Consider the following 19,049-nt stretch of genomic DNA (forward strand, 5'->3'; position numbering starts at 1 on the left):
TACCGCAGGTGGCGGAGCTCGATTCTCTGATCCATAGTTCAAGCTTATTGATGGAGGCCACTGCTTGTATTGGACATATGGGTAAGTGGGGCCGGAGGCTAGCGGGGAGCTACACGCGAAGGGAAACCCGCCTCATGCCATACACCTCTGCTCCCACCGTGGTCTCCTCGATCGCCTCACAAAATGATGCCGACGCGTTCCGCGCGTTGAACGAGGAGTGGATCTCCCGCTTGTTCACCCTGCAGGAAGAGGACCGGGCGGTTCTCGGAGATCCGTTCGGCCGCATTGTGGGCCCGGGCGGTGATGTGCTCCTGGCGCGCGAGCAGGGCAGCGGCGCCGTTGTCGGGTGCGTCGCGCTTTTGGCTTATCCGGACGCCGTGTTCGAGCTGGCGAAGATGGCTGTGGCCCCTGCCGCGCAGGGACGCGGCATCGGCCGCCAGCTCATCGCCGCAGTGATCGACCGTGCCCAGGCACTTGGTGCGGCTCGACTGTTCCTCGGCACGAACAGCAAGCTGGCTCCCGCCATCCACTTGTACGAGGAAGCCGGGTTCGTGAGGATCACCCGCAACCGTCTCCCGGTGGCCGACTACTACGCCCGCGCCGACATCCTCATGGAACTGAAGTGACGCCCCGGTCCGGAGCTCGCAATCTGCCCCGCACCGCGGCTGCCTTCACGAGCGGCCGGTTCCCCCGCGCACGCGGAACCTCTGCCATGTCGGCGGGCAGGAGGCGTTAGAAGCTGTTGTCTTTCCGGGTTTGAGGACCGCGTTTTGCCTGGTCGGGCGTAGGGGTGGCGGTTCACACGATGGAGCAGCCGATTTGGACCGCCCGGCCATCGGCACGGAAGACTGTGGCATCGGGGCCTCCTGTTGCTCCATGGATTCCGACTCGCTACGGCAGGCTTTGTCGTCACGTACACGGAACCCGGCACCGCCCTGCGCCTACCGTCTGCAAGCGTCTGGGAGACCACCTCGGCCGCAGCCCTCATCCGGCCCATCCGATAGTCAGCCGTTCTCGTAGAACTCACCCTCCCCCGGTTGCACCAACTTGTCGGCCACGCGGTCCTCGTAGTAGTTGTCGACGAACGCGTCGCTGCCGCAGACGCCCGGCTCGGAACAGATCATGTGGCCGTCGTACTCGACCCGGCTGGTCGGGTTGCCGCTGGGGCCCGCCGCCCCCGGCCAGAAGTCCGGAGGGGGGCCAGGACACGCGGGTGATCGCGAGGGCCGAGACGACCGACGCGACCACCGTCACGTCCACGACGTATGCGCACGTCCATCACGTGTCCAGAGGGAAGTCAGAACGGGCTCGGCACCTGAGTCCAAACGATCACCATGAGGATCAGGTGGAGCAGGCACAGGGCGCGGGCCGCCGTCCACCTGAAGGAGACCGCCGCGGTGGCGGCGAGGAACAACGCGGACAGGACCAGGCAGAAGAAGGCCCCCGCCGCCGTATCGGGGTCACTCGTCGGCGTCGTCTCGACGCCCACCGCCGGAAGGCTCAACGCCAGCATGGCGGCCGCAACGATGTACAGACCGGCTGCGAGGATTCCCCGCACCCACAGGCCCGCCTTCTGGTTTGTGACTATCACTCTCACTCCGTTCTGGATGAACTGCCTGGTGGGGGTGTGCAGGCACCGGAACCGGCGCCCGGCACACCCCTGATGCAGCCGGGACCTATCCGAGCAGGCCCGACAACATGGACTGGTTGGTCACGATCCTCCCCCGTATGCCTGGGAGTCGGGGTCAGTGGCCCAGTAGCCGGAACCGCCCTTGTACCAGGCACCGACATTCCTGAGGTCATCCGTCGTGAAGGCCGCGGCGCCCTTCCCGGGTGCGATGGCGTCTCTGCCCTGCAGGATGGTGGCGATGCCCTCCCCGTCGTCGGATTCCCCGCTGATGTCGGCGCCCGACCGCGGAGCAGGCCCGGACGGAGCTCGGTCAGGCGCCTGCTGGTCACGGCGTCCAGCCAATGCAGATGGCCATGGTCACCGCGGCACTGGCCAACGACGGCAAACTCATGCAGCCCTACATCGCAGCGGCCACTGACAACAGCCATCTGCTCCAGTGAGGACGCGCCCCAGGTGGTCACACCATGGGCACGGCAGCGCGTCATCACGGACCGCTCAACTGCCCATCCCGGGATGCGCTTGGCCGCGGTCACTGCGTCGACGTCTGTCAGCCGCAGCTGACGGGTTTCGTGCGGCAGGGCGCGCTGGTCGATGGTGACGACGGCGCCGTCGACCAGCGCAGCGAGGTTGCGGTGGTCATGTCGTAGCCACCGCCCTGCGCAGCGCCTCGGCGCGGTCGGTGCGTTCCCAGGTGAAGTCCGGAAGTTCGCGGCCGAAGTGGCCGTACGCCGCCGTCTGCGTGTAGATGGGCCGGAGCAGGTCGAGGTCGCGAATGACGGCGGCCGGGCGCAGGTCGAACACGTCCGCGATGGCCTGCCCAATCCTCCCCTCGTCCACCGTCGCGGTGCCGAAGGTCTCGACGAACAGGCCGACCGGTTCGGCCTTGCCGATGGCGTAGGCGACCTGGACCTCGCAGCGCCGGGCGAGTCCGGCGGCCACGACGTTCTTGGCGACCCACCGCATCGCGTACGCCGCCGAACGGTCCACCTTGGACGGGTCCTTGCCGGAGAAGGCGCCGCCGCCGTGGCGGGCGATGCCGCCGTACGTGTCGACAATGACCTTCCGGCCGGTCAGGCCTGCATCACCCATAGGGCCGCCGATCTCGAACCGGCCGGTGGGGTTGACCAGCAGCCGGTAGGAGTCGCTGTCCAGACTCACCCCTTGCTCGGCCAGTGCCTTCAGCTCGGGCTTGACGACGTGCTCGCGCACGTCGGGCGCCAGCCGCGACGCCAGGTCGACGCCGGGTGCGTGCTGCGCCGAGACCACGACGGTGTCGAGGTGGACCGCCTTGTCGCCCTGGTACCCGACGGTGACCTGTGTCTTGCCGTCCGGGCGCAGGTACGGAAGGGTGCCGTCCTTGCGGACGTCGGTCAGGCGCCGGGCGATACGGTGGGCGAGCTGGACAGGCAGCGGCATCAGCTCGGGGGTCTCATCGGTCGCGTAGCCGAACATCAGGCCCTGGTCGCCGGCGCCGCCGGTATCGACGCCCCGCGCGATGTCCGGGGACTGGGCGCCGATGGACACGGATACTCCGCAGGATGCTCCGTCGAAGCCCTTGGTGGAGGCGTCGTAGCCGATCTCGAGGATCTGCTCGCGCACGAGAGCGGCGATGTCGGCGTACGCGGTCGTCGTCACCTCACCGGCGACGTGCACCTGGCCGGTAGTGATCAGGGTCTCGACGGCCACACGGGAGGCGGGGTCCGCCCGCAGCAGCGCGTCCAGAACGGCGTCGCTGATCCGGTCAGCGATCTTGTCGGGGTGGCCCTCGGTCACGGACTCCGAGGTGAACAGGCGTCGAGGCATCATGGCTCTCCTGCGAGAAGTGCGAATACGAGGAAGTGGGCAATGGGCGTACGCGATGGACGTACGGGATGTCAGACGGTGGGATCCGGCACGATCTCGGCCCGTACGGTGCGCCGGACGGACGCGATCAGGGACTGCAAGGCGCGGCCCGTGGGAGCGGACACGCGGACCTTGGCGAGTTCGGTGCCGAGGTTGCGGGTCCGGGGCACGGAGTCGCCGGGGCTGAACGGGGCGATGACCTCTTCCACGCCCGGGTGGTCGGCGACCTGGTCGAGTCCTTCGAGGGTGCGGAGCACGCCGGGAGGGCCGTCGTTGCGGATGAAGCACATGCCGACGGTGGCGTCGAACCGCGGCGGCCGGTCCGCCAGTGCCGGCCGGCGCCCCAGATAGCAGGCGAGCGTGTCGTGGTAGGGGAGCCAGTCGCTGTGCCGCTGCCAGAGCAGCGGGATGCCCGCGCCGGGCAGCCGGGCCCCGATCTCGATCAGCGCCGGTCCTGCCTTGTCCAGCTTGATCTCCACATGGCACGGTCCAATGCGGATGCCGAAGGCGTCGAGGATACCGAGCGCGAAGCGCTCCACCTTGGCCCTGGTCGGCGTGGCACGGTCCACCTGGACGAAGTCCCAGTAGGGGTTGTCGTAGTTGTCCGCGCTGGGCAGCCTGTACTGCCAGGTGTCCACCACGGTGTGCCGGCCGGCCACGGTGAAGGTGTTCACCGCGTACTCCGTGCCCCCGACGTACTCCTCGACCAGCCACTCGTCGACCGCCCCGCCGAACAGATCACGCCGGTCCCCGGCGAAGACACCGGCCAGCTTCCGGTCGTCGTCGGCCAGGAACACGTTGTGGGAGGCCGCCCCGGTGGCGGGTTTGACGATGAGGGGGAATCCGATGCGGTGCGCCGCATCGTGCAGGCCCGCCGCGTCCTTGACCACCTCGTAGGCAGGGACCCGCACTCCGGTGCGGCGGGCCAGGTCTCGCATCAACCGCTTGTCACGGCAGGCGCTCGCGGTGGGTACCGGATTGGCCGGTAGTCCCCACTGTGCGGCCACTTCGGCCGCACAGCACACGCCGGGTTCGGTGGCCGGCACAACGGCCGCGACGGTGTTCGTCAGTTCCTTCAGCCGGGCGGTGATGCGGTCGGGGTCGTTGCCGTACAGGCTGACCGCGTCCTCCTCCGCGTGCTGCGGAGACATGCCCACGAGCGTCTGCCGGTCGAAGGTGTAGACGCCGATCACGGGCAGTCCCGCCTCGCGGCACGCCTGCTTGAACGGCGCCCCGTTCAGTACGCCGTCTACGAGGACCACTGCCTCGCGCAGCCGCGGCAGCGGGCCGGGGCCGGCGTGCGGTGCCCGGAGTTCCACGGTCAGCCGCATCACGCCTCCCTCTCTCGTACGTCACCGGCCACGGTGGTGACCAGCCTTGGCGCGGCGACGGCCCGGACGCCCTCGGCGGCGCGGCGTGCGATGCGGACGGCCTCGTCGGGCGTCGTCGCGCGAGCGCGTGCCGCGGCGATGGTGGAAGTACAGGGCCCGACTGCGCATGGAGCCGACGTCCAGCCGTGCGTGCGCGTCCGTGACCGTCTCCTTGTCGGTCTCCTGGCCCTTGAGCGGGTACAGCCAGTTGTAGACCGGGAGTTGGCGGTCGAATTTGATGAACCCCTGGCCGTGTTGAACTTCATGATGATTCCCTTCGGCTGGTCAGCCGGCCAGCCGAATGACGTCGAAGCTGGGCCTTTCGGCGCTGGGCTCCTCGCCCCGGTCCAGGATCTGGATGTGCCGCTCGCACTCGCCGAGAACGGAGACGAGTTCATCGATGATCAATTCGGGTCGGCATTTCTCTCCGCAGGTGAACGCGTCGAAGAACAGTGACCGCTCGTGGGGATAGGTGTGAACAGACGCGTGGGACTCGGACAGCAGATAGAGCGCGGTGAATCCGCTCGGTTCGAAGTACTTGGTCTGGGACCCGCATATGGTGGCCCCCGAGCGCCGGATCCCGGCTTCCAGGCTCCGCATGATGAGGGAAGCGTCGTTGATCGTCGCCAGGTCGATGTCGTACAAGTCGGCGACGACATGCCGTCCGGAGAAGTGGAATTCAGACATCCATACTCTCCCATTCACTACATTCGGCTGCTATGTCAATGCACTTGCGCAGATTCGCTTCGCCCTCGTGCTCGTTCTCCCCCTCGACCACGAACGCGAGGTACGAATCGGTGGATCCGTGCGCGCCGTCGAAATCGCGCGGCGCGGCTGTCTTCACGATGAAGTCCTTGATGAACCCCACGGCGGGAGGTTCGGCAACGCTCACCAGCCGACCGCGGCGGGGCGGAATGAGCAGCCAGCCGTAACGCCGCCCGGTGTCGGCCATGGGGGTTTGCGGACCGTTTTGCAGCCCGATCTGGTGACGGATCCACAGCCGGGCCGGATTCACTCCCGTGGCATAGGTGAGCGCCTCCATGATGTGCGCTCCGCCCAGCCGGCAAGCGATCTCGCAGAACAGCAGGTCCCCGGAGCCCGGCTTGCGGAACACCTCGAGGTGGAACGGGCTGAAGTCGACCTGCGGCAGGGCACCGACGACCCTCTCGGCGAACCGGGCGAGCCGCGCGTGCTCAGCGCCGTCCCGGTCGAGCTGGACGCTGCCGAGCGGCAGTGCGTCGTGGAACGACAGGCAGTTGTTCAGATACCGCGACGCCTGTACGTAGAGTACCCGGCCGTTGTGCATGAACCCGTCGACGTGCAGGACGTCGCCCGCGGTGAAGGACTCCAGCAGGACGTCGTCCGGGTCCCACTCGGCGGCCGCCCGCCGCAGTTGGTCGGCGTCTCCGACGAGGCTCACCCCCATCGACGCGTAGCCGAGCCGCGGCTTCACCACAACGGGGTAGCCGACGCGCCGCGCGAACCGCTCGGCGTCGGCGAACGAGGCCGGGCGGAGGTAATCCGGCGCGGGCACGCCGTGCGCGGTGACGGCCTCCTTCATAATCAGCTTGTCGCGCCAAGGCAGGGCCTGCCGGTACCGCAGTCCCGGCAGGTCGTGACGGTCCCGGACGCGGGCGCAGCGCAGGATGTCGTCCTCCGTGACGTGCACGAGGGTGCGCACCCCGCCAGCGCCGCAGAGCTCGTCGAGTAGCTCCTCGACCTCGGGTCCGGCGGAGTAGCTCGAGGCCGCGCGCACGTGGGGCAGCCGTCGGCGGTAACCGGGTTCCGCATCGCCGCTGGTGATCAGCGTGACTTTGTCCTTCACCTCGGAGAGCCAGTCCCCGAGCGGAGTCACGGTGTCAGGAATGCGCAGAGGCAGCACGATAGCGCTCACATCATGTCCTTTCTGTGGTGATCGGGATCGGTGACGGCTCCGCGGCCATCGCGGTCCGCGGCTTCGGGCCCTCGTCCGCGTCAGAAGGATGCGGGGCCGTGCCGGCGTACAGACGCCTTTCGCGCAGCAGGATCCAGGTGCCGAAGATGGTGGCGGCCATGAGACCGAAATACAGCGAGGGGGATACGCCGAGCAGCGCGCCGCCGGCAACGGGGCCGGCGAAGAAGCCCAGATAACGCGTTTCGGCGAGGCCGAAATAGGCGCCCTTGCGGGAGTCCGGCGTGATGGTGTGGATGATGGTGTCGGGCATCGGGTAGAGCACCGCTTCCCCCATCGTCCAGAACACCACCCCCGCGTACAGCAGCAGGACGTTCGCCTCCAGACCGCGGAACAGCAGCATGGAAGCGGCGAATGCCGCGCAGCCCAGCAGCGCGAGCCGCGGCTGTGACATCCGTCGGGAGAGCCATTCGACGGGCCACTGCATGGCGATGCCCAGCGCGGCGTTGCACGCCAGCAGAGTGGAGAAGTACATGACGGCCGAACTGCCCTGCGCCGCCTTCATGTACAGCGGCACGATCGACTCGAACTGGGAGAACACGAGGAACAGGACGAACCCCGCTCCGACCACGCGCAGCAGCAGCACGTCCGACAGCGCGGCCCGCCATCCCGCATGCTGGTCCTCGGGGTCGCCCGACGCGTCCAGGGCCCGCAGCGACTGCCTTTTCGTCGTGACGAGGAGGAGGCAGCCCGCGAAGATCACCGCGGGGGTTACGAAGATCATCCAGTGGGCGAGGCGGTAGAGCACGGCGCCGGCCAGGGGGCCGACCGTCGCTGCGATGCACAGCGTGACGTATCGGATACGGAAGACCATCGCCCCAGAGCCGGTGGCGCCCAGGGACATCAGTTTCTTCATCGCGGGCTCGGTCAGCAGCCGACCGACCCCCAGCAGGCCGACCACGACGACGATGACGGCCAGTTCGCGTACCACCGCCAGCGCCGCGTAGGCGACGGAGTTGACGAGCAGTCCCGTCTGGATGACCCGGAGGCCGCCGAAGCGGTCGGTGAGGACACCGCCGACCGTGCCGCCGAAGGCCTCGATCAGGGCGACGCTGCCCACCACGGATCCGATCGTCGCCGGGGTGAGGCGGGAGATGTCCGAGAGATACAGCGTGAGGAACGGCAGCGTCGCAAAGAATGCCAGGCCGTTCAGCAGAGTCACGGCAGCCAGGAGTCGCAGCACCGGGTTCCGGTGCCATGACGGGGGCGCCACGGGATTCTGTGTCAAGGGAATTTCCTCCTCCACGGACTTGTGCGCAATTCCAGGAGGCATCCGCATAGCCCGTCCGTCGTGACCTGTCGAGTCGAGCAGCCGCCGGAGCTGGCCCTTGGGCCAGAAGCTGGAAATTCAGGTGGATAAAAAGTTCCTTTGCCACCTGCTCTCGGCATCGCCATGCTGCGTTCAAAATCACGATGCCTGTCCCTGCTGCACCGGCACAGCCGCGAAGATTCGTGACTTGACAACCCGCCTTGCCTCATCAGGGCTCCGGCAAGGCAGCGCCGTGTCCGGTTCGTGGCGAGCAGAGGCGTGCAGCCCGACGAGCCTCGGACTGCTGGCCAAGGACCCCAGACAGCGGCTGGACGGCGACGAGGCCGCCCGCCGGCTGGCGCAGATCGCCGCCGCGCCCCACCTTCTCCCTGGTGCGCGGGCTGGAACTACGCATCACCGCCGTCACAGCGAAGTTCAAGTACGACGACCACAAGTCCGTCGATTTCCGCAGCCGCATCATGGACCGACTCGAATCCCGCTCCGGGGAGCGAGACGCCAGGGGCCAGGCGGGAGCAGCTGTGGAGGATCCGGGAGCGTGGCGACTGGCGCCCCGCATGATGCCTGACGCACCAATGCCAAGCCTTGACGTTGATGAGTGATCGACGCCTATCGCTGATTTCCGATACTTCTGAGATCTTGTGAGCAAATTCTGATCGTTTAGGTGGTGCTGAGGTTGGCGTTGCGGTGAGCCGTCTTCTCATGGAGATGATCTCGCCCACTTGACCATGACCTCGTGGTGTTCGGGTAACCGCTCGTAGTCGCAGACGCAGCGACGCCGCTGGAAGATTCACGACGTTCAGCGTGCGCTCCACCAGCCACCTCTTCGGCAGCACCACGAACCCGGTGGTGTCGCCGCCGCGCCTGATGATCTCTTGTAGTCCGCGATAGCAGCGGAATAGTTACCCGTCAAGAGACGAATGTTCGGGACTGGGTCTTTCTCGGGATTTCGGGCAGCGTGGCCTCCGAAATCGCTGGCAAACACAGGAGTTGCTCCCCTCTGGTGTGCGTCAAATTGATGAACCAAAAACACTGGCACCCCCGGAGGAACTTGGTTCCGGCCGGATGAGGCAACTCCTGCTCCAGACGCGAAATGATCGGAGGTCGACGATGGCCGGAGCTGATAATTCCGTCACAGCGCACGAAGCCGTGCAGGGAACTCTCGAATGGATGAGAACATTCCTGACCGACACCCATCCGCACCTGGGCAGGAGCGGCCCGGTGTGCCCATTCATGCCGACCGCGTGGAGTCTTGGAACAGTGCGGGTCCGTACATATGACGCGTCACGCGGATCCGGTGGACTTGAGACGACGATCCGGCGGGTTCGCGGTGCGTTCCTGCGGGAGGCATCCGCTCTGGGCGCCGAAGCGTCCTACCTGGCGGTTGCCGTCGTGCCGTACGGCGCTCCCTGCGAGGAGATGGCCCGCCAGGTTGCCGATGTCCAGTACGCGCTCAAGCCGGAGTTCGTCGACGTCGGCATGATGTTGGGGGAATTCTTCCCTCACCACCCGATGCCCGGCATCCACGCTCCACGCTTCCGCCCTCTGGACAGTCCGCTGCCGTTCGTGGCGATACGTCACATGGTTGCCACCGACCTGTTGTTCCTGGCGAATCCGATGGACTCGCCCGAAAGGCGCATCCGCTACCTGAGGCGCTATCGGGACCTGTTCGGCGAGAACCTTCCGAAGTCCTGGCGCCGCCGTCTGGCCGCTGCGCAGAAGGCTGCGCAGCGGCAACTCGCCGGTCCCGGTGCATCAACGGCATGAGCATCCACGTTGTCCCGGACGCCGTTGTCCGGCTCAGCAGACTCCACGACGTCGCTCCGTCCAGGGTTCTGTACGGGCTCTGCGCCACTGGGGTGCCCGACGCTCTGGCCCACGGGCCCAGGCAAGTCGATGAGTTGGCCGACACACTGGGGCTCGACCGTGACGCACTTGCACGTCTGCTTCGCGCGGCGGCGAACCTCTCCCTCGTCGAGGCTATGCCGGCGGGCCGGTTCGCCCTGACCCCAGACGGTCAGTACTTGCGCAGCGATCACGAGCACAGCCTTGCCGCTGAATGCGCAGACAACGACTTGTTCCAGGTATGGACGGGCTTCATGCACAGCCTTCGGACCGGCCAGCCGGCCTTCCCCGAGATCTTCGGGGAATCGTTCTTCGAGCGCCTGTCCGGCGATCGACAAAGGAGCTCGTTGTTTCATGAGCACATGCGCCGTCGTGCCGTCGGCCTGTATGCGCCGCTGTTGGACATTGAGCCCTTCCGGAGGGCCGCGGTGTGCGTGGACGTCGGCGGAGGCACCGGTGCGCTTCTGGCGCAACTGCTCCGCCGTCATCCACGGCTGACCGGCGTGCTGTACGACCTTCCGGACGTGGTCGCCGATTCCCCTCTGTGCACCGAGCCGGGTCTGTCCTCGCGTTGTCGCGCAGTGGGCGGAAACGCCAGGCGCTGGGTTCCGGAGGACGGGGATCTCTACGTTCTGGCCAGCGTCCTCCACGACTTCGATGACCCGGAGGCCCTGCTCCTGCTGCGTTCCTGCAGGAGGTCCATGGCCCCATCGGACACGCTGCTGCTGCTCGAGCGCGTCCTGCCCCCCGGTCCGCAGCCGCATCCTGGTCAGCTCAGCGATCTGTGGATGTTGCTGGTCGTGGGGGGCCGGGAGCGGACGCTCGAGCACTGGAACCGGTTGGCTCGCAAGGCGGGCTTCCGCCTTGCCCATACCCACAGCGTCGAGGATCACGAGGTGGCCGCCCTGGAGTTCAGGCCCGGAGGTGAGCCGGGGCGGGAATGATCAGAGAAAGGCCGCCTTTGGCGGAACCGCTCTCGCCTGTCAAGAAACGAATATCCGGCCTGCCCCTTCTCGTTGGCGTCGGGAATCATCACGACCGAGAAAAGCACCCGGATCTGATCGTCTGGGAACAGGGATGAAATTCTTCAAATCATTGGGAAGCACGTGATCTCCGACATCTACGACGTGGATCCGCGCGCCATCAATGACGAGAACCTCATCCTGAGCAGCCTCGGGCCGCCGTCCAGCGCTCTGGGGCCACCGTGTGTGGGATGCAGACCAAGCGGTTCGAGCCGTGCGGACTGACCGCGCGGATGCACCCCGGAGGTGATCGTCGATGTGCTGGTCGAGGCGCTCGGCGGCTGCCGTCACCAGACCAAGGTCGTGTTCTGCGGCACCCGCGATGAGCACGAAAAGGAAATCAAGGAAGTCACCGATAGGAAAGGCCTCGTCTGATGAAACTCAACCCCGGCAAGACCCTGATGAAGTTCGACCGGCAGCTGCCCCTCTACAATTGGCTCCACCCGCTCAAGGGCCAGGACCTGGAGATCTCCGGTTTCCGGGAGTCCTTCGGCCAGGTGCATCCTTCCCCGATCAGGATGCGCGCCCTGTACTTCCACATCCCGTTCTGCGAGACGATCTGCACATTTTGCACGCTCAACCGTGGCCTCGGGTCAGAAGGCGAGGAAGCGGTTGAAAAGTACACGCAGGCACTGATCGCCGAGATCCGGCTCAAGTCCCGCCTCGACGCGGTGACCGCAGTACCGCCGACGGCGATCTGGTTCGGCGGTGGAACGCCCTCCGTTCTGAGCACCGATCAGATACGGCGCATTGGCGCGGCGATTCACGAATCCTTCGACCTGTCCAGGCTGGAGGAGTTCACTGTCGAGATGGAGGTCAAGAGCGTCACAGAGGACAAGTGCCAGGCATTCCGAGAGATAGGTGCTAACAAAGCCCGGTTCGGACTGCAGACCTTCCACCCCCGCTACCGGGAACTGTTCAACATCACGGCGGAACTCGACCAGACATACGCCGCAGCGGAGTTGTTCGGCCGCTACTTCCCCCACCGCAGCTTCGACATCCTCTACGGGATGCATGGGCAAACGTTCGATGATCTCTCCGCAGACCTCCAGCAGGCGGTGGAGATGGGGACCGAAACTATCGAGTTCTACCCCATCAACCACCTCGCCACGCAGAACGCGCTGCACACCAACTACCAGCGGGCGGGTCTGCGGGCACTCAGCTACGCCGACAAGATGGGTATGAGCATCTACATCAACTCATACCTCCGGGCGGCAGGTTTCCGTCTCCACAACGGGCACGGCTACGTCCGACCGGAGGACCCCCAGGTTGATGAGTACTGGATCTCACGGCGATACTCGAACAAGTACCACGAGTGCTACATGGGTTACCACGACGACGACCTCATCGGGTTCGGCAGTAGCGGAATCTCCCAGAGTTCGGACCTGACCGTGATGAACGACGAGAGCCGCACCGGGTATGTGCGAGGGCTGCTCGACTCCTCCGACATCAAGGTCAAGGTCACCCGGGCCGACCACGTACCCTATGAGCGGGGAATCGTCCTGCGGTTGCCGTTCCACGGGGAGATCCGCAAGGACCGGATCCCGTGGGACCGGATCGACGCCGAGACAACCGCCAAGCTCTCCCGGCTGTGCACCGAGGGACTGATCGAAGAGCACGGCGACGAGTTCGTCATCACCGAGTTGGGGTGGATCTGGTACGTCAACATGATGTATTACCTTTCGCCCACTGCAGATCAGAAGATCCTGGACGACTTCATCGCGCTACGCTCCCGCAATCCCGTCCTCGTGGACGGCAACACGGTGATGCCATCGGTCAAAAGCTCCCACCCGGCGGCCTGAGTAGGGTCGGGGGCTGGCGCGGTGGCTGATGCTCCGTTTCCAGTCCCCGCCGCTTCAAGTGAAGTAGGCCTCTGACAAGGCAGTTGTAGTTCCGGTGTCTTTGCTGTTCAGCAGCTTGGGGGCTGGGTCCGGGCATGGGTACGGCCACCGTGATCATGAACGTTTGTGACGACGTTTCAAGAAGCGGTGGCCGCCGAGGTCACGATAGCCCCGGCCGCCTGGGGCCGGTTGTTCAGGGGCGGCGATGGATGCGATCGCGGGTTGCTTCGCGCGGCGTGAGACACGTGCGACGGCCGCGGAGATGATCACCGGGCTACTCACGGAGGTGGGCACGCGAAACTGCTGGACCCTGGCTCAGGCGCTGGGCGTCGGGCCCGCCGTTTGGCGGGCATCCGCCAGTCGTCCCGTCGGCCGGGTGCGTGCCCGGTGTCCGACTGTGCTGTGGGCGGCCCGGAAGGCCGGCAGGGCCCGCTGCTCGGCTTCGGGGCCGAGATGCTCTTGGCGTAGGACGGCGGCCAGGGCCGTTTCCAGCGCGGCGGTGTCATGCGCGTCCCCCGGGCCGGACGCGGTGCTCCAAGGATGCGCACGTCGACGGCCCGGATCTCCGTCGCGGCTCAGCCGTTCACCCATGTCCGCTTCCGTTCCCGTCCGGCATGTTCGATTCGTCCGGCGTGCCGGGTCCTGGTGCCTGTCCACCAGCCCACCAGCTGCGTCGTCGTTCATCTCGACTCCCCCAGCGTCTGGGCAGTCTCAACTGTCACACGCTCATACGCCTGGCCGGCGGCACCCAGCTGGTGGGCGAGGCGTTCTAGGCCTCGATGGACGGCCGGGCGCACTGCTCCTGGGCGCTTGCCGAGGACCCGTGCCGCGGCGGGACCGTCCAGGCCGACGACGACCCGCAGGAGCACCGCTTCAGCCCGGTCCCGCGGCAGCCCGCGTACCAGCTCCAGGGCCCGCTCGGTATAGAGGGACTTCAGGGCCTCTTCATGAGTGCGGTGCGGGCCGCGCATGTCCAGCACGTCCTGTTCGGTCCCTCCCGCCCGGGGCCGCACGCGCCGGCGACGCAGATGGTCCAGCGCCCGGTGCCGGGCGATCGTCGCCGTCCAACCGCGGAACCCTGCCCCGTCCCCCTTGAAACGTCCGAGGTCACGGGCGATCTCCAGCCAGGCGTCGGATGCCACGTCCTGCGCGTCGTCGCCCACGAGGCCGTGCAGGTAGCCGAGCAGCCCCGGCGAGGGCGAAAGCGGCCTCGTCACCGCCCTGGGCCCGCGCCACTGCTGCGCCCACTTCCCCGTCGTACACGAGTACGCGGCGGGGTTGCCGTCCCTGGCCCAAGGCTGTCCTCGCTCGCACCGGTCGATCGCAGGTACCGCGCCGTCCCGACACGCTCACGTCGTAGCGCACAGCTCATGATGACCAGCGTCAGGTCGTCGTCGGCGCGCGCCTGCTGAAGGTCGCCAGAAGGTGCCAGGGCCGGCGCCGCCGATCCGGGAGCCCTGCCCGCATGGGGAACACGACCGGGCCGGATCTGGGAGGTCACGGCACGTGGCGGCGACCGACTGGTAACGCCGGGTGACGTTTCGGACCGGCGGTGCGCTGGACGAGTGCCGGGTCCGCGCAGGCCGAGGTCGGCCGCCTCCAGCAGCAGGACGCGGGAGCGCTCGGCTGTGGCTGGTGCGGGCGGGAGGACTCGCGCACTGCCGGGCGCCCGCGTGGTGCCGGCACTGCTCGGGCTCGGCCGGATGCCGGCACCGGAAGAAGCCACGCTCTCCGGACGCCTCTCCGCGCTGCTCCTGACTCCCCCCGGCAGCGGTGCGGAGAGGGACGGGGCGGCCGGAACCCCCATCTATCTACTGCACAGGGGTTCCGGCCGCCCCACACACCTTTCGGAAGGACGGCGGGCGGTGGGCGAGAAGTCAGCGGCTCATGCTGCGGGCTACCGGTACCCGGACGCGGGGCCACCACCTCGCGGCACCACCATCGAGGGCAGCACTTCCCGCGACGCAGTCCGCCGGGCCGCGTGACGTTTTGCAAACCCCCACACGCTCCTCCTGGCATGAGTGCCTGCCTTTCGTCTGCGAGCGGTACCGTCCCCGGCACTGCGTAACAGCGCAACCTGGTTGGAGAGACTGTTCGATGACGACTCGGAGGCCGTCCGGCGGGTCGGACGACACCGTGAGGAGGCGCTGGACAAGCGCTACCTGGATCAGGAGCGCATCTACGTCGGCGCAGTGCCGCATGGTGAACGATGACCGGTCCCGGACGCAGGTCATCCTCAGCGGCCAGCCAGTGTTCCCTCCCGGCCCGCACAAGCCGCCGCTCCTGGTGCTGACGGCAGGCCAGGCCCGCCGGGTGGCCAGGTTCTTGGCCAGAGCCGACTTCGACGCGTTGTGGGCGTGTGCCCGCGAGGCACTGCTGCCGCGTGACGATGGCGTCTGCGCCGAGGCCAAGACGCGGGGCGTTTCGCGGCGACACATCAGGAACTGAGGGCCTTCTACGCACAGACGGCCGGGGACGGGGACGCCGTGGTGAAGCGGCTGCCGGCCTGAGATACCCGAAGGACACGCCGAGGACATCTGGTCACTGCTGCGGCGCAGCAGCCAGGCCAACACCGCTTTGGGGGAACGAGACGGAAACTGAAGACGGGGAAGCATTAGCGGAAGTCACCTTCGGCGACTGTCATCGGATCGTCTCGGCCCTCGCCAGGCGTGCCTGCCCGCTGCCGTAGGTAGAGCCGGATTTTCCAGGACGAGTAGCCCTTGTCCGCCACCGCCCGCTCCGGACGGGTCCGCGCCCGCCCTTGACCCGCCGCGGCACCCAGATCCGGTCCATGGTCGGCGTCCCCCGCTGCACCGCAGATTCCCCGAGTCTCTACACTTTGCGTCCATGTCCTGGGACCCCCAACACAGCAACCGTACGTTTGGCGCGAGCGACCCCAATGGCATGTACGCCGGGAACGGTGCGTACCAGGACAGTGGCGACACGCACGGCCTGCAGGTCATGCGCGACCCGTACGGCGATGGGGCCCAGGCGTACGACGGATACGCGGATCCGGCGGCGGCGCACGGGTGGGACGAGTCGGTGGCCTCCGGTCATGGGGTGCCCGGCGATGCTTACGCCCACCCGCAAGGCTCGTACGGTGACAGTCACGACACGTACCGGGGCGGCCACGACGCCCACGAGGGGGGCCACGGCACCCACGAGACCGACCATGGGGCCTCCGGCACCGAGCACGAGCACATGGACCGAGACGACGGATACGCCTCCGGCGCCGACGAGGACCAAAACGACGACGGCTCGGTCTTCGTCGATGTATCGGGCCGCCGCAGCCGGCTGATCCGCCGTGCGGGTCTGGCTGTCGCGGCGGTCTGCGTTGTCTTCATGGCCGCTGTAATCGCCGGATTCTTCAGTTCGGTGCCCTCTGGCGGCCCGCTGCCCTGGGGCCGCGACCAGAAGCAGGACCAGAAGCAGGACCCGAAGCAGGACCGGAAGCAGGACGGTTCGACGAGGGCCACGGACCAGCCCGGCTCGACCGCCGAACCCACCGCCGAACCCACCGCCGATCCGTCCGCCACGTCTGGGAAGCCGTCTGAGGAGTCAGCGGCCCCGAGCCCATCGGTGAGCGCCTCCAGGGCCGGTGGCGAGACCAAGGAACCCACCACCAAGGCGCCCACGACCGCAGCCGCCCCTACTGCGAACGCGCCGGGCAGGGGGAACTCCAGTACTCCCCCGGGCCGCGGCCAGGGATCGACAAAGGGACCCAGGTGAGCCACCCACAACGCAACACCGGAACGTTCCGTTCCACCGGCAGCAGTCGTTCCCCCCGCGCCAACCGCTCGGCCCGGCCGTCTGCGGCGACCCGCTCCATGCAGAACCCACCGCCTGCCAGAACCAACCGGCATGCCCTGCGGCGCGACCCCCGCGCCCACTGGCTGCTGCTCCTGCTCACTCTCGCGGTCGCCGCCACCGCGCTGCTGTTCAGCGGTTACGGGCGGCACGAAATAGCGCCCACCACCGCCCCCGCCCATCAATGCACCACCGCCCCCGCGACGGTACGCACGGGCGGCCCCGTGATGAGCGAGGGCGATGGAAAGCTGCACAGCGCGCACCTCCCCGCCGAGAAGGTCGCCCTGACCTACGACGGCGGCCCTGATCCCGCATGGACCCCCGCTCTGCTCGATGTTCTGAACAAGCACCACGTCAAGGCGACGTTCTTCCTCTCCGGCACCCAGGTGGCCGCCCATCCGGACCTCGTGCGCAGGATCCACGACGAGGGCCACCAGATCGGCTCGCACACCTACACCGACGCCAACCTCGCGCAGGTCTCGGCGACCCGCGCGCGCCTCGAACTCGCCCTCACTCAGAACACCCTTGCCGGCGCCGCCGGCCTCGGCACCCGTCTGGTGCGGCTGCCGCACACCGGGGACACCGCGTCTTTGTGCGCCGACCAGTGGGCGGCCGGGCGGCGCGCGATCGACGACGGCTACATCCTGGTCGCCGCCGATGCCGCCGACCGGAGCCCGAAGGGGGGTGAGATCCGCCAGTTCACCGGCTCGCCGGCGGCCATTGATGCCACGGAGAGAATCTTGGCGTCCCCGCCGCGCGGCGTGCGGTTCACAACGGTCGGGGCGGCACTTCGGATGCATGGAGTCAACTACCCCGTCTCGGAGGCCACCGAGGCGAAGGGGACCGCCGTCATGTGGGTGCAGGCCCTGTCCCGGGGCTTCGCCGACGCCATGACCTGGCTGCTGGTGGCGGCGGGCCTGATCTCCCTGGGGCGCCTCGTGCTGCTCTTCACGGTCGCCCGCCTGCACGTGCGCCGCAGCCGCAGGAAACGGCGCCGCGGCAACCGGCTGCCGCCGGTCAATGAACCGGTGACGGTGATCGTGCCCGCGTACAACGAGGAGGCAGGCATTGAGGCGACCCTGCGTTCGCTGCTGGCCTCCACGTATCCGTACATACAGATCATCGTGGTCGACGACGGATCGAGCGACCGTACCTTCGAAATCGCCGAGTCGGTCCGGGAGGAGGATCCGCGCGTGATGGTGGTGCGCCAGCCGAACGCGGGTAAGGCGGCCGCCCTCAACACCGGTCTTTCGTGGGCGCAGTTTGACATCGTGGTGATGATCGACGGTGACACGGTCTTCGAGCCGGAGGCGATCCGCAATCTGATCCAGCCGCTCGCCGACCCGCGCGTCGGCGCGGTCAGCGGCAACACGAAGGTCGGCAACCGGCAGGGCATACTGGGCCGTTGGCAGCACCTTGAGTACGTCATCGGCTTCAACCTCGACCGCCGGATGTTCGACGTACTCGAATGCATGCCGACCGTGCCGGGAGCGATCGGCGCCTTCCGCCGTCAGGCGCTGATGGGCGTCGGCGGAGTCAGCGAGGACACCCTCGCCGAGGACACCGATCTGACGATGGCGCTGTGCCGCGCGGGCTGGCGGGTGGTGTACGAGGAGTCGGCGATCGCCTGGACGGAGGCGCCGTCCACCGTCCGCCAGCTCTGGAAGCAGCGTTACCGCTGGTGCTACGGCACTCTGCAGGCCATGTGGAAGCACCGCAGGTCGCTGGTCGAGACCGGGGCGGCGGGCAAGTTCGGCCGCCGCGGACTGACCTATCTCGCGCTCTTCCAGACACTGCTGCCGTTGCTCGCTCCGCTCGTCGACGTCTTCGCTGTGTACGGACTGCTGTTCCAGAGCGCCGCCCAGGCCGGGGCCGTGTGGCTCGGCTTCACGGCCGTGCAAGTACTCAGTGCTCTCTACGCGCTCCGCCTCGACAAGGAGAAGTTCGAGCCGCTGTGGACCCTGCCCCTGCAGATCTTTGTCTATCGGCAACTGATGTACCTGGTGGTGGTCCAGTCGGTTGTCACGGCGCTGCTGGGCAGCAGACTACGCTGGCATCGGATGCAGCGCACCGGCTCGGCCACCGACACGCTACAGCGGCAGCCGACATAAGGCCGCACAGCCCGGCCAGCACAGCGACATCCAGAACTCCCCCAGCCGTCGACTAACCCACACACCCACCCATGCCACAAGCGGCGAAAGTCCGTGCCGCCAACTGTCCGGCGGAGGCGGTTGCACCAGCACGGCAATTGACTTGCTCCCCGGGCTGAAGCCCGGGGATTCTGGCCTTCCTCTCCGGTGCTGTGCCGCTACGCGGCACGGGTTCCGGTGCGGATTCCGTGGCTTCCTGCTTCGTCGCGCTGTGCCGGGACATATTCCGGTCTGTTGAGTCGGCACGGAGCGCGGTGCCGGTGTTGTCACCGGTCCGTTTCTCCGTGCCGCTCGCCGAACCCGGCGTGCGGCTCTCACCGCACC

General features: G+C 67.4%; 14 protein-coding genes and 2 pseudogenes. 9 read left to right on the forward strand and 7 right to left on the reverse strand.

Going from position 1 to position 19,049, the window contains the following annotated elements:
• The first annotated feature begins 158 nt into the window (after nt 1–158).
• Complete coding sequence (locus ACFY4A_RS36685; RefSeq protein ID WP_390833649.1) at nt 159–626, forward strand: GNAT family N-acetyltransferase; 468 nt, start codon at nt 159–161, stop codon at nt 624–626.
• A gap of 671 nt (nt 627–1,297) precedes the next feature.
• Here the strand turns inward: ACFY4A_RS36685 and ACFY4A_RS36690 are convergent.
• Nucleotides 1,298–1,591, reverse strand: a complete 294-nt coding sequence (locus ACFY4A_RS36690) for a hypothetical protein (protein WP_390833650.1) — start codon at nt 1,589–1,591, stop codon at nt 1,298–1,300.
• Between the two features lie 347 nt (nt 1,592–1,938).
• On the opposite strand from ACFY4A_RS36690, the pseudogene ACFY4A_RS36695 reads away from it, so the two are divergent.
• Together ACFY4A_RS36695 and ACFY4A_RS36700 are read left to right on the forward strand one after the other, a co-directional pair.
• Nucleotides 1,939–2,034: pseudogene (locus tag ACFY4A_RS36695) on the forward strand (hypothetical protein); the annotation flags it as partial.
• 60 nt (nt 2,035–2,094) lie between these two features.
• Complete coding sequence (locus ACFY4A_RS36700) at nt 2,095–2,277, forward strand: hypothetical protein (protein WP_390833651.1); 183 nt, start codon at nt 2,095–2,097, stop codon at nt 2,275–2,277.
• On the opposite strand, the gene metK is transcribed toward ACFY4A_RS36700, so the two are convergent.
• The 5 genes from metK to ACFY4A_RS36725 all read right to left on the reverse strand — a co-directional run bounded on the left by metK (nt 2,267) and on the right by ACFY4A_RS36725 (nt 8,021).
• Nucleotides 2,267–3,433, reverse strand: coding sequence for a methionine adenosyltransferase (metK, locus tag ACFY4A_RS36705; protein ID WP_390833662.1), 1,167 nt, complete (start codon nt 3,431–3,433; stop codon nt 2,267–2,269). The genes ACFY4A_RS36700 and metK overlap by 11 nt on opposite strands.
• 71 nt (nt 3,434–3,504) lie before the next feature.
• Entirely contained in the window at nt 3,505–4,803 is a 1,299-nt protein-coding gene (locus ACFY4A_RS36710) for an ATP-grasp domain-containing protein (RefSeq protein ID WP_390833652.1), read from the reverse strand.
• Nucleotides 4,804–5,127: 324 nt separating this feature from the next.
• Nucleotides 5,128–5,529, reverse strand: a complete 402-nt coding sequence (gene speD, locus ACFY4A_RS36715) for an adenosylmethionine decarboxylase (RefSeq protein ID WP_390833653.1) — start codon at nt 5,527–5,529, stop codon at nt 5,128–5,130.
• A complete protein-coding gene (locus ACFY4A_RS36720) occupies nt 5,522–6,736 on the reverse strand; it encodes an acetyl-CoA carboxylase biotin carboxylase subunit family protein (protein ID WP_390833654.1) in 1,215 nt (404 codons plus the stop codon). Before ACFY4A_RS36720 ends, speD begins: the two co-directional genes overlap by 8 nt.
• Nucleotide 6,737: 1 nt before the next feature.
• On the reverse strand, nt 6,738–8,021 hold the full coding sequence (locus tag ACFY4A_RS36725) for an MFS transporter (protein WP_390833655.1): 1,284 nt from the start codon (nt 8,019–8,021) through the stop codon (nt 6,738–6,740).
• A gap of 1,209 nt (nt 8,022–9,230) precedes the next feature.
• Here ACFY4A_RS36725 and ACFY4A_RS36730 point away from each other — a divergent pair.
• The 4 genes from ACFY4A_RS36730 to ACFY4A_RS36745 all read left to right on the forward strand — a co-directional run bounded on the left by ACFY4A_RS36730 (nt 9,231) and on the right by ACFY4A_RS36745 (nt 12,729).
• Nucleotides 9,231–9,827, forward strand: coding sequence for a DUF6875 domain-containing protein (locus ACFY4A_RS36730; RefSeq protein ID WP_390833656.1), 597 nt, complete (start codon nt 9,231–9,233; stop codon nt 9,825–9,827).
• Between the two features lie 134 nt (nt 9,828–9,961).
• Complete coding sequence (locus ACFY4A_RS36735; RefSeq protein ID WP_390833657.1) at nt 9,962–10,849, forward strand: methyltransferase; 888 nt, start codon at nt 9,962–9,964, stop codon at nt 10,847–10,849.
• 324 nt (nt 10,850–11,173) lie between these two features.
• Nucleotides 11,174–11,302, forward strand: a complete 129-nt coding sequence (locus ACFY4A_RS36740; RefSeq protein ID WP_390833658.1) for a hypothetical protein — start codon at nt 11,174–11,176, stop codon at nt 11,300–11,302.
• The gene (locus ACFY4A_RS36745) at nt 11,302–12,729 is read left to right on the forward strand and encodes a radical SAM protein (protein ID WP_390833659.1); all 1,428 of its coding nucleotides are present in this window, start codon (nt 11,302–11,304) and stop codon (nt 12,727–12,729) included. The genes ACFY4A_RS36740 and ACFY4A_RS36745 overlap by 1 nt, the downstream gene beginning before the upstream one ends.
• A gap of 719 nt (nt 12,730–13,448) precedes the next feature.
• Here the strand turns inward: ACFY4A_RS36745 and ACFY4A_RS36750 are convergent.
• Nucleotides 13,449–14,064 (reverse strand): annotated as a pseudogene (locus ACFY4A_RS36750) (RNA polymerase sigma factor).
• Nucleotides 14,065–15,615: 1,551 nt separating this feature from the next.
• Between ACFY4A_RS36750 and ACFY4A_RS36755 the strand changes: the two are divergent.
• Complete coding sequence (locus ACFY4A_RS36755; RefSeq protein ID WP_390833660.1) at nt 15,616–16,497, forward strand: hypothetical protein; 882 nt, start codon at nt 15,616–15,618, stop codon at nt 16,495–16,497.
• Entirely contained in the window at nt 16,494–18,686 is a 2,193-nt protein-coding gene (locus ACFY4A_RS36760) for a bifunctional polysaccharide deacetylase/glycosyltransferase family 2 protein (protein ID WP_390833661.1), read from the forward strand. Before ACFY4A_RS36755 ends, ACFY4A_RS36760 begins: the two co-directional genes overlap by 4 nt.
• The last annotated feature ends 363 nt before the right edge of the window (nt 18,687–19,049 follow it).

This window comes from Streptomyces sp. NPDC001292, assembly GCF_042896465.1.
Classification (GTDB): domain Bacteria; phylum Actinomycetota; class Actinomycetes; order Streptomycetales; family Streptomycetaceae; genus Streptomyces.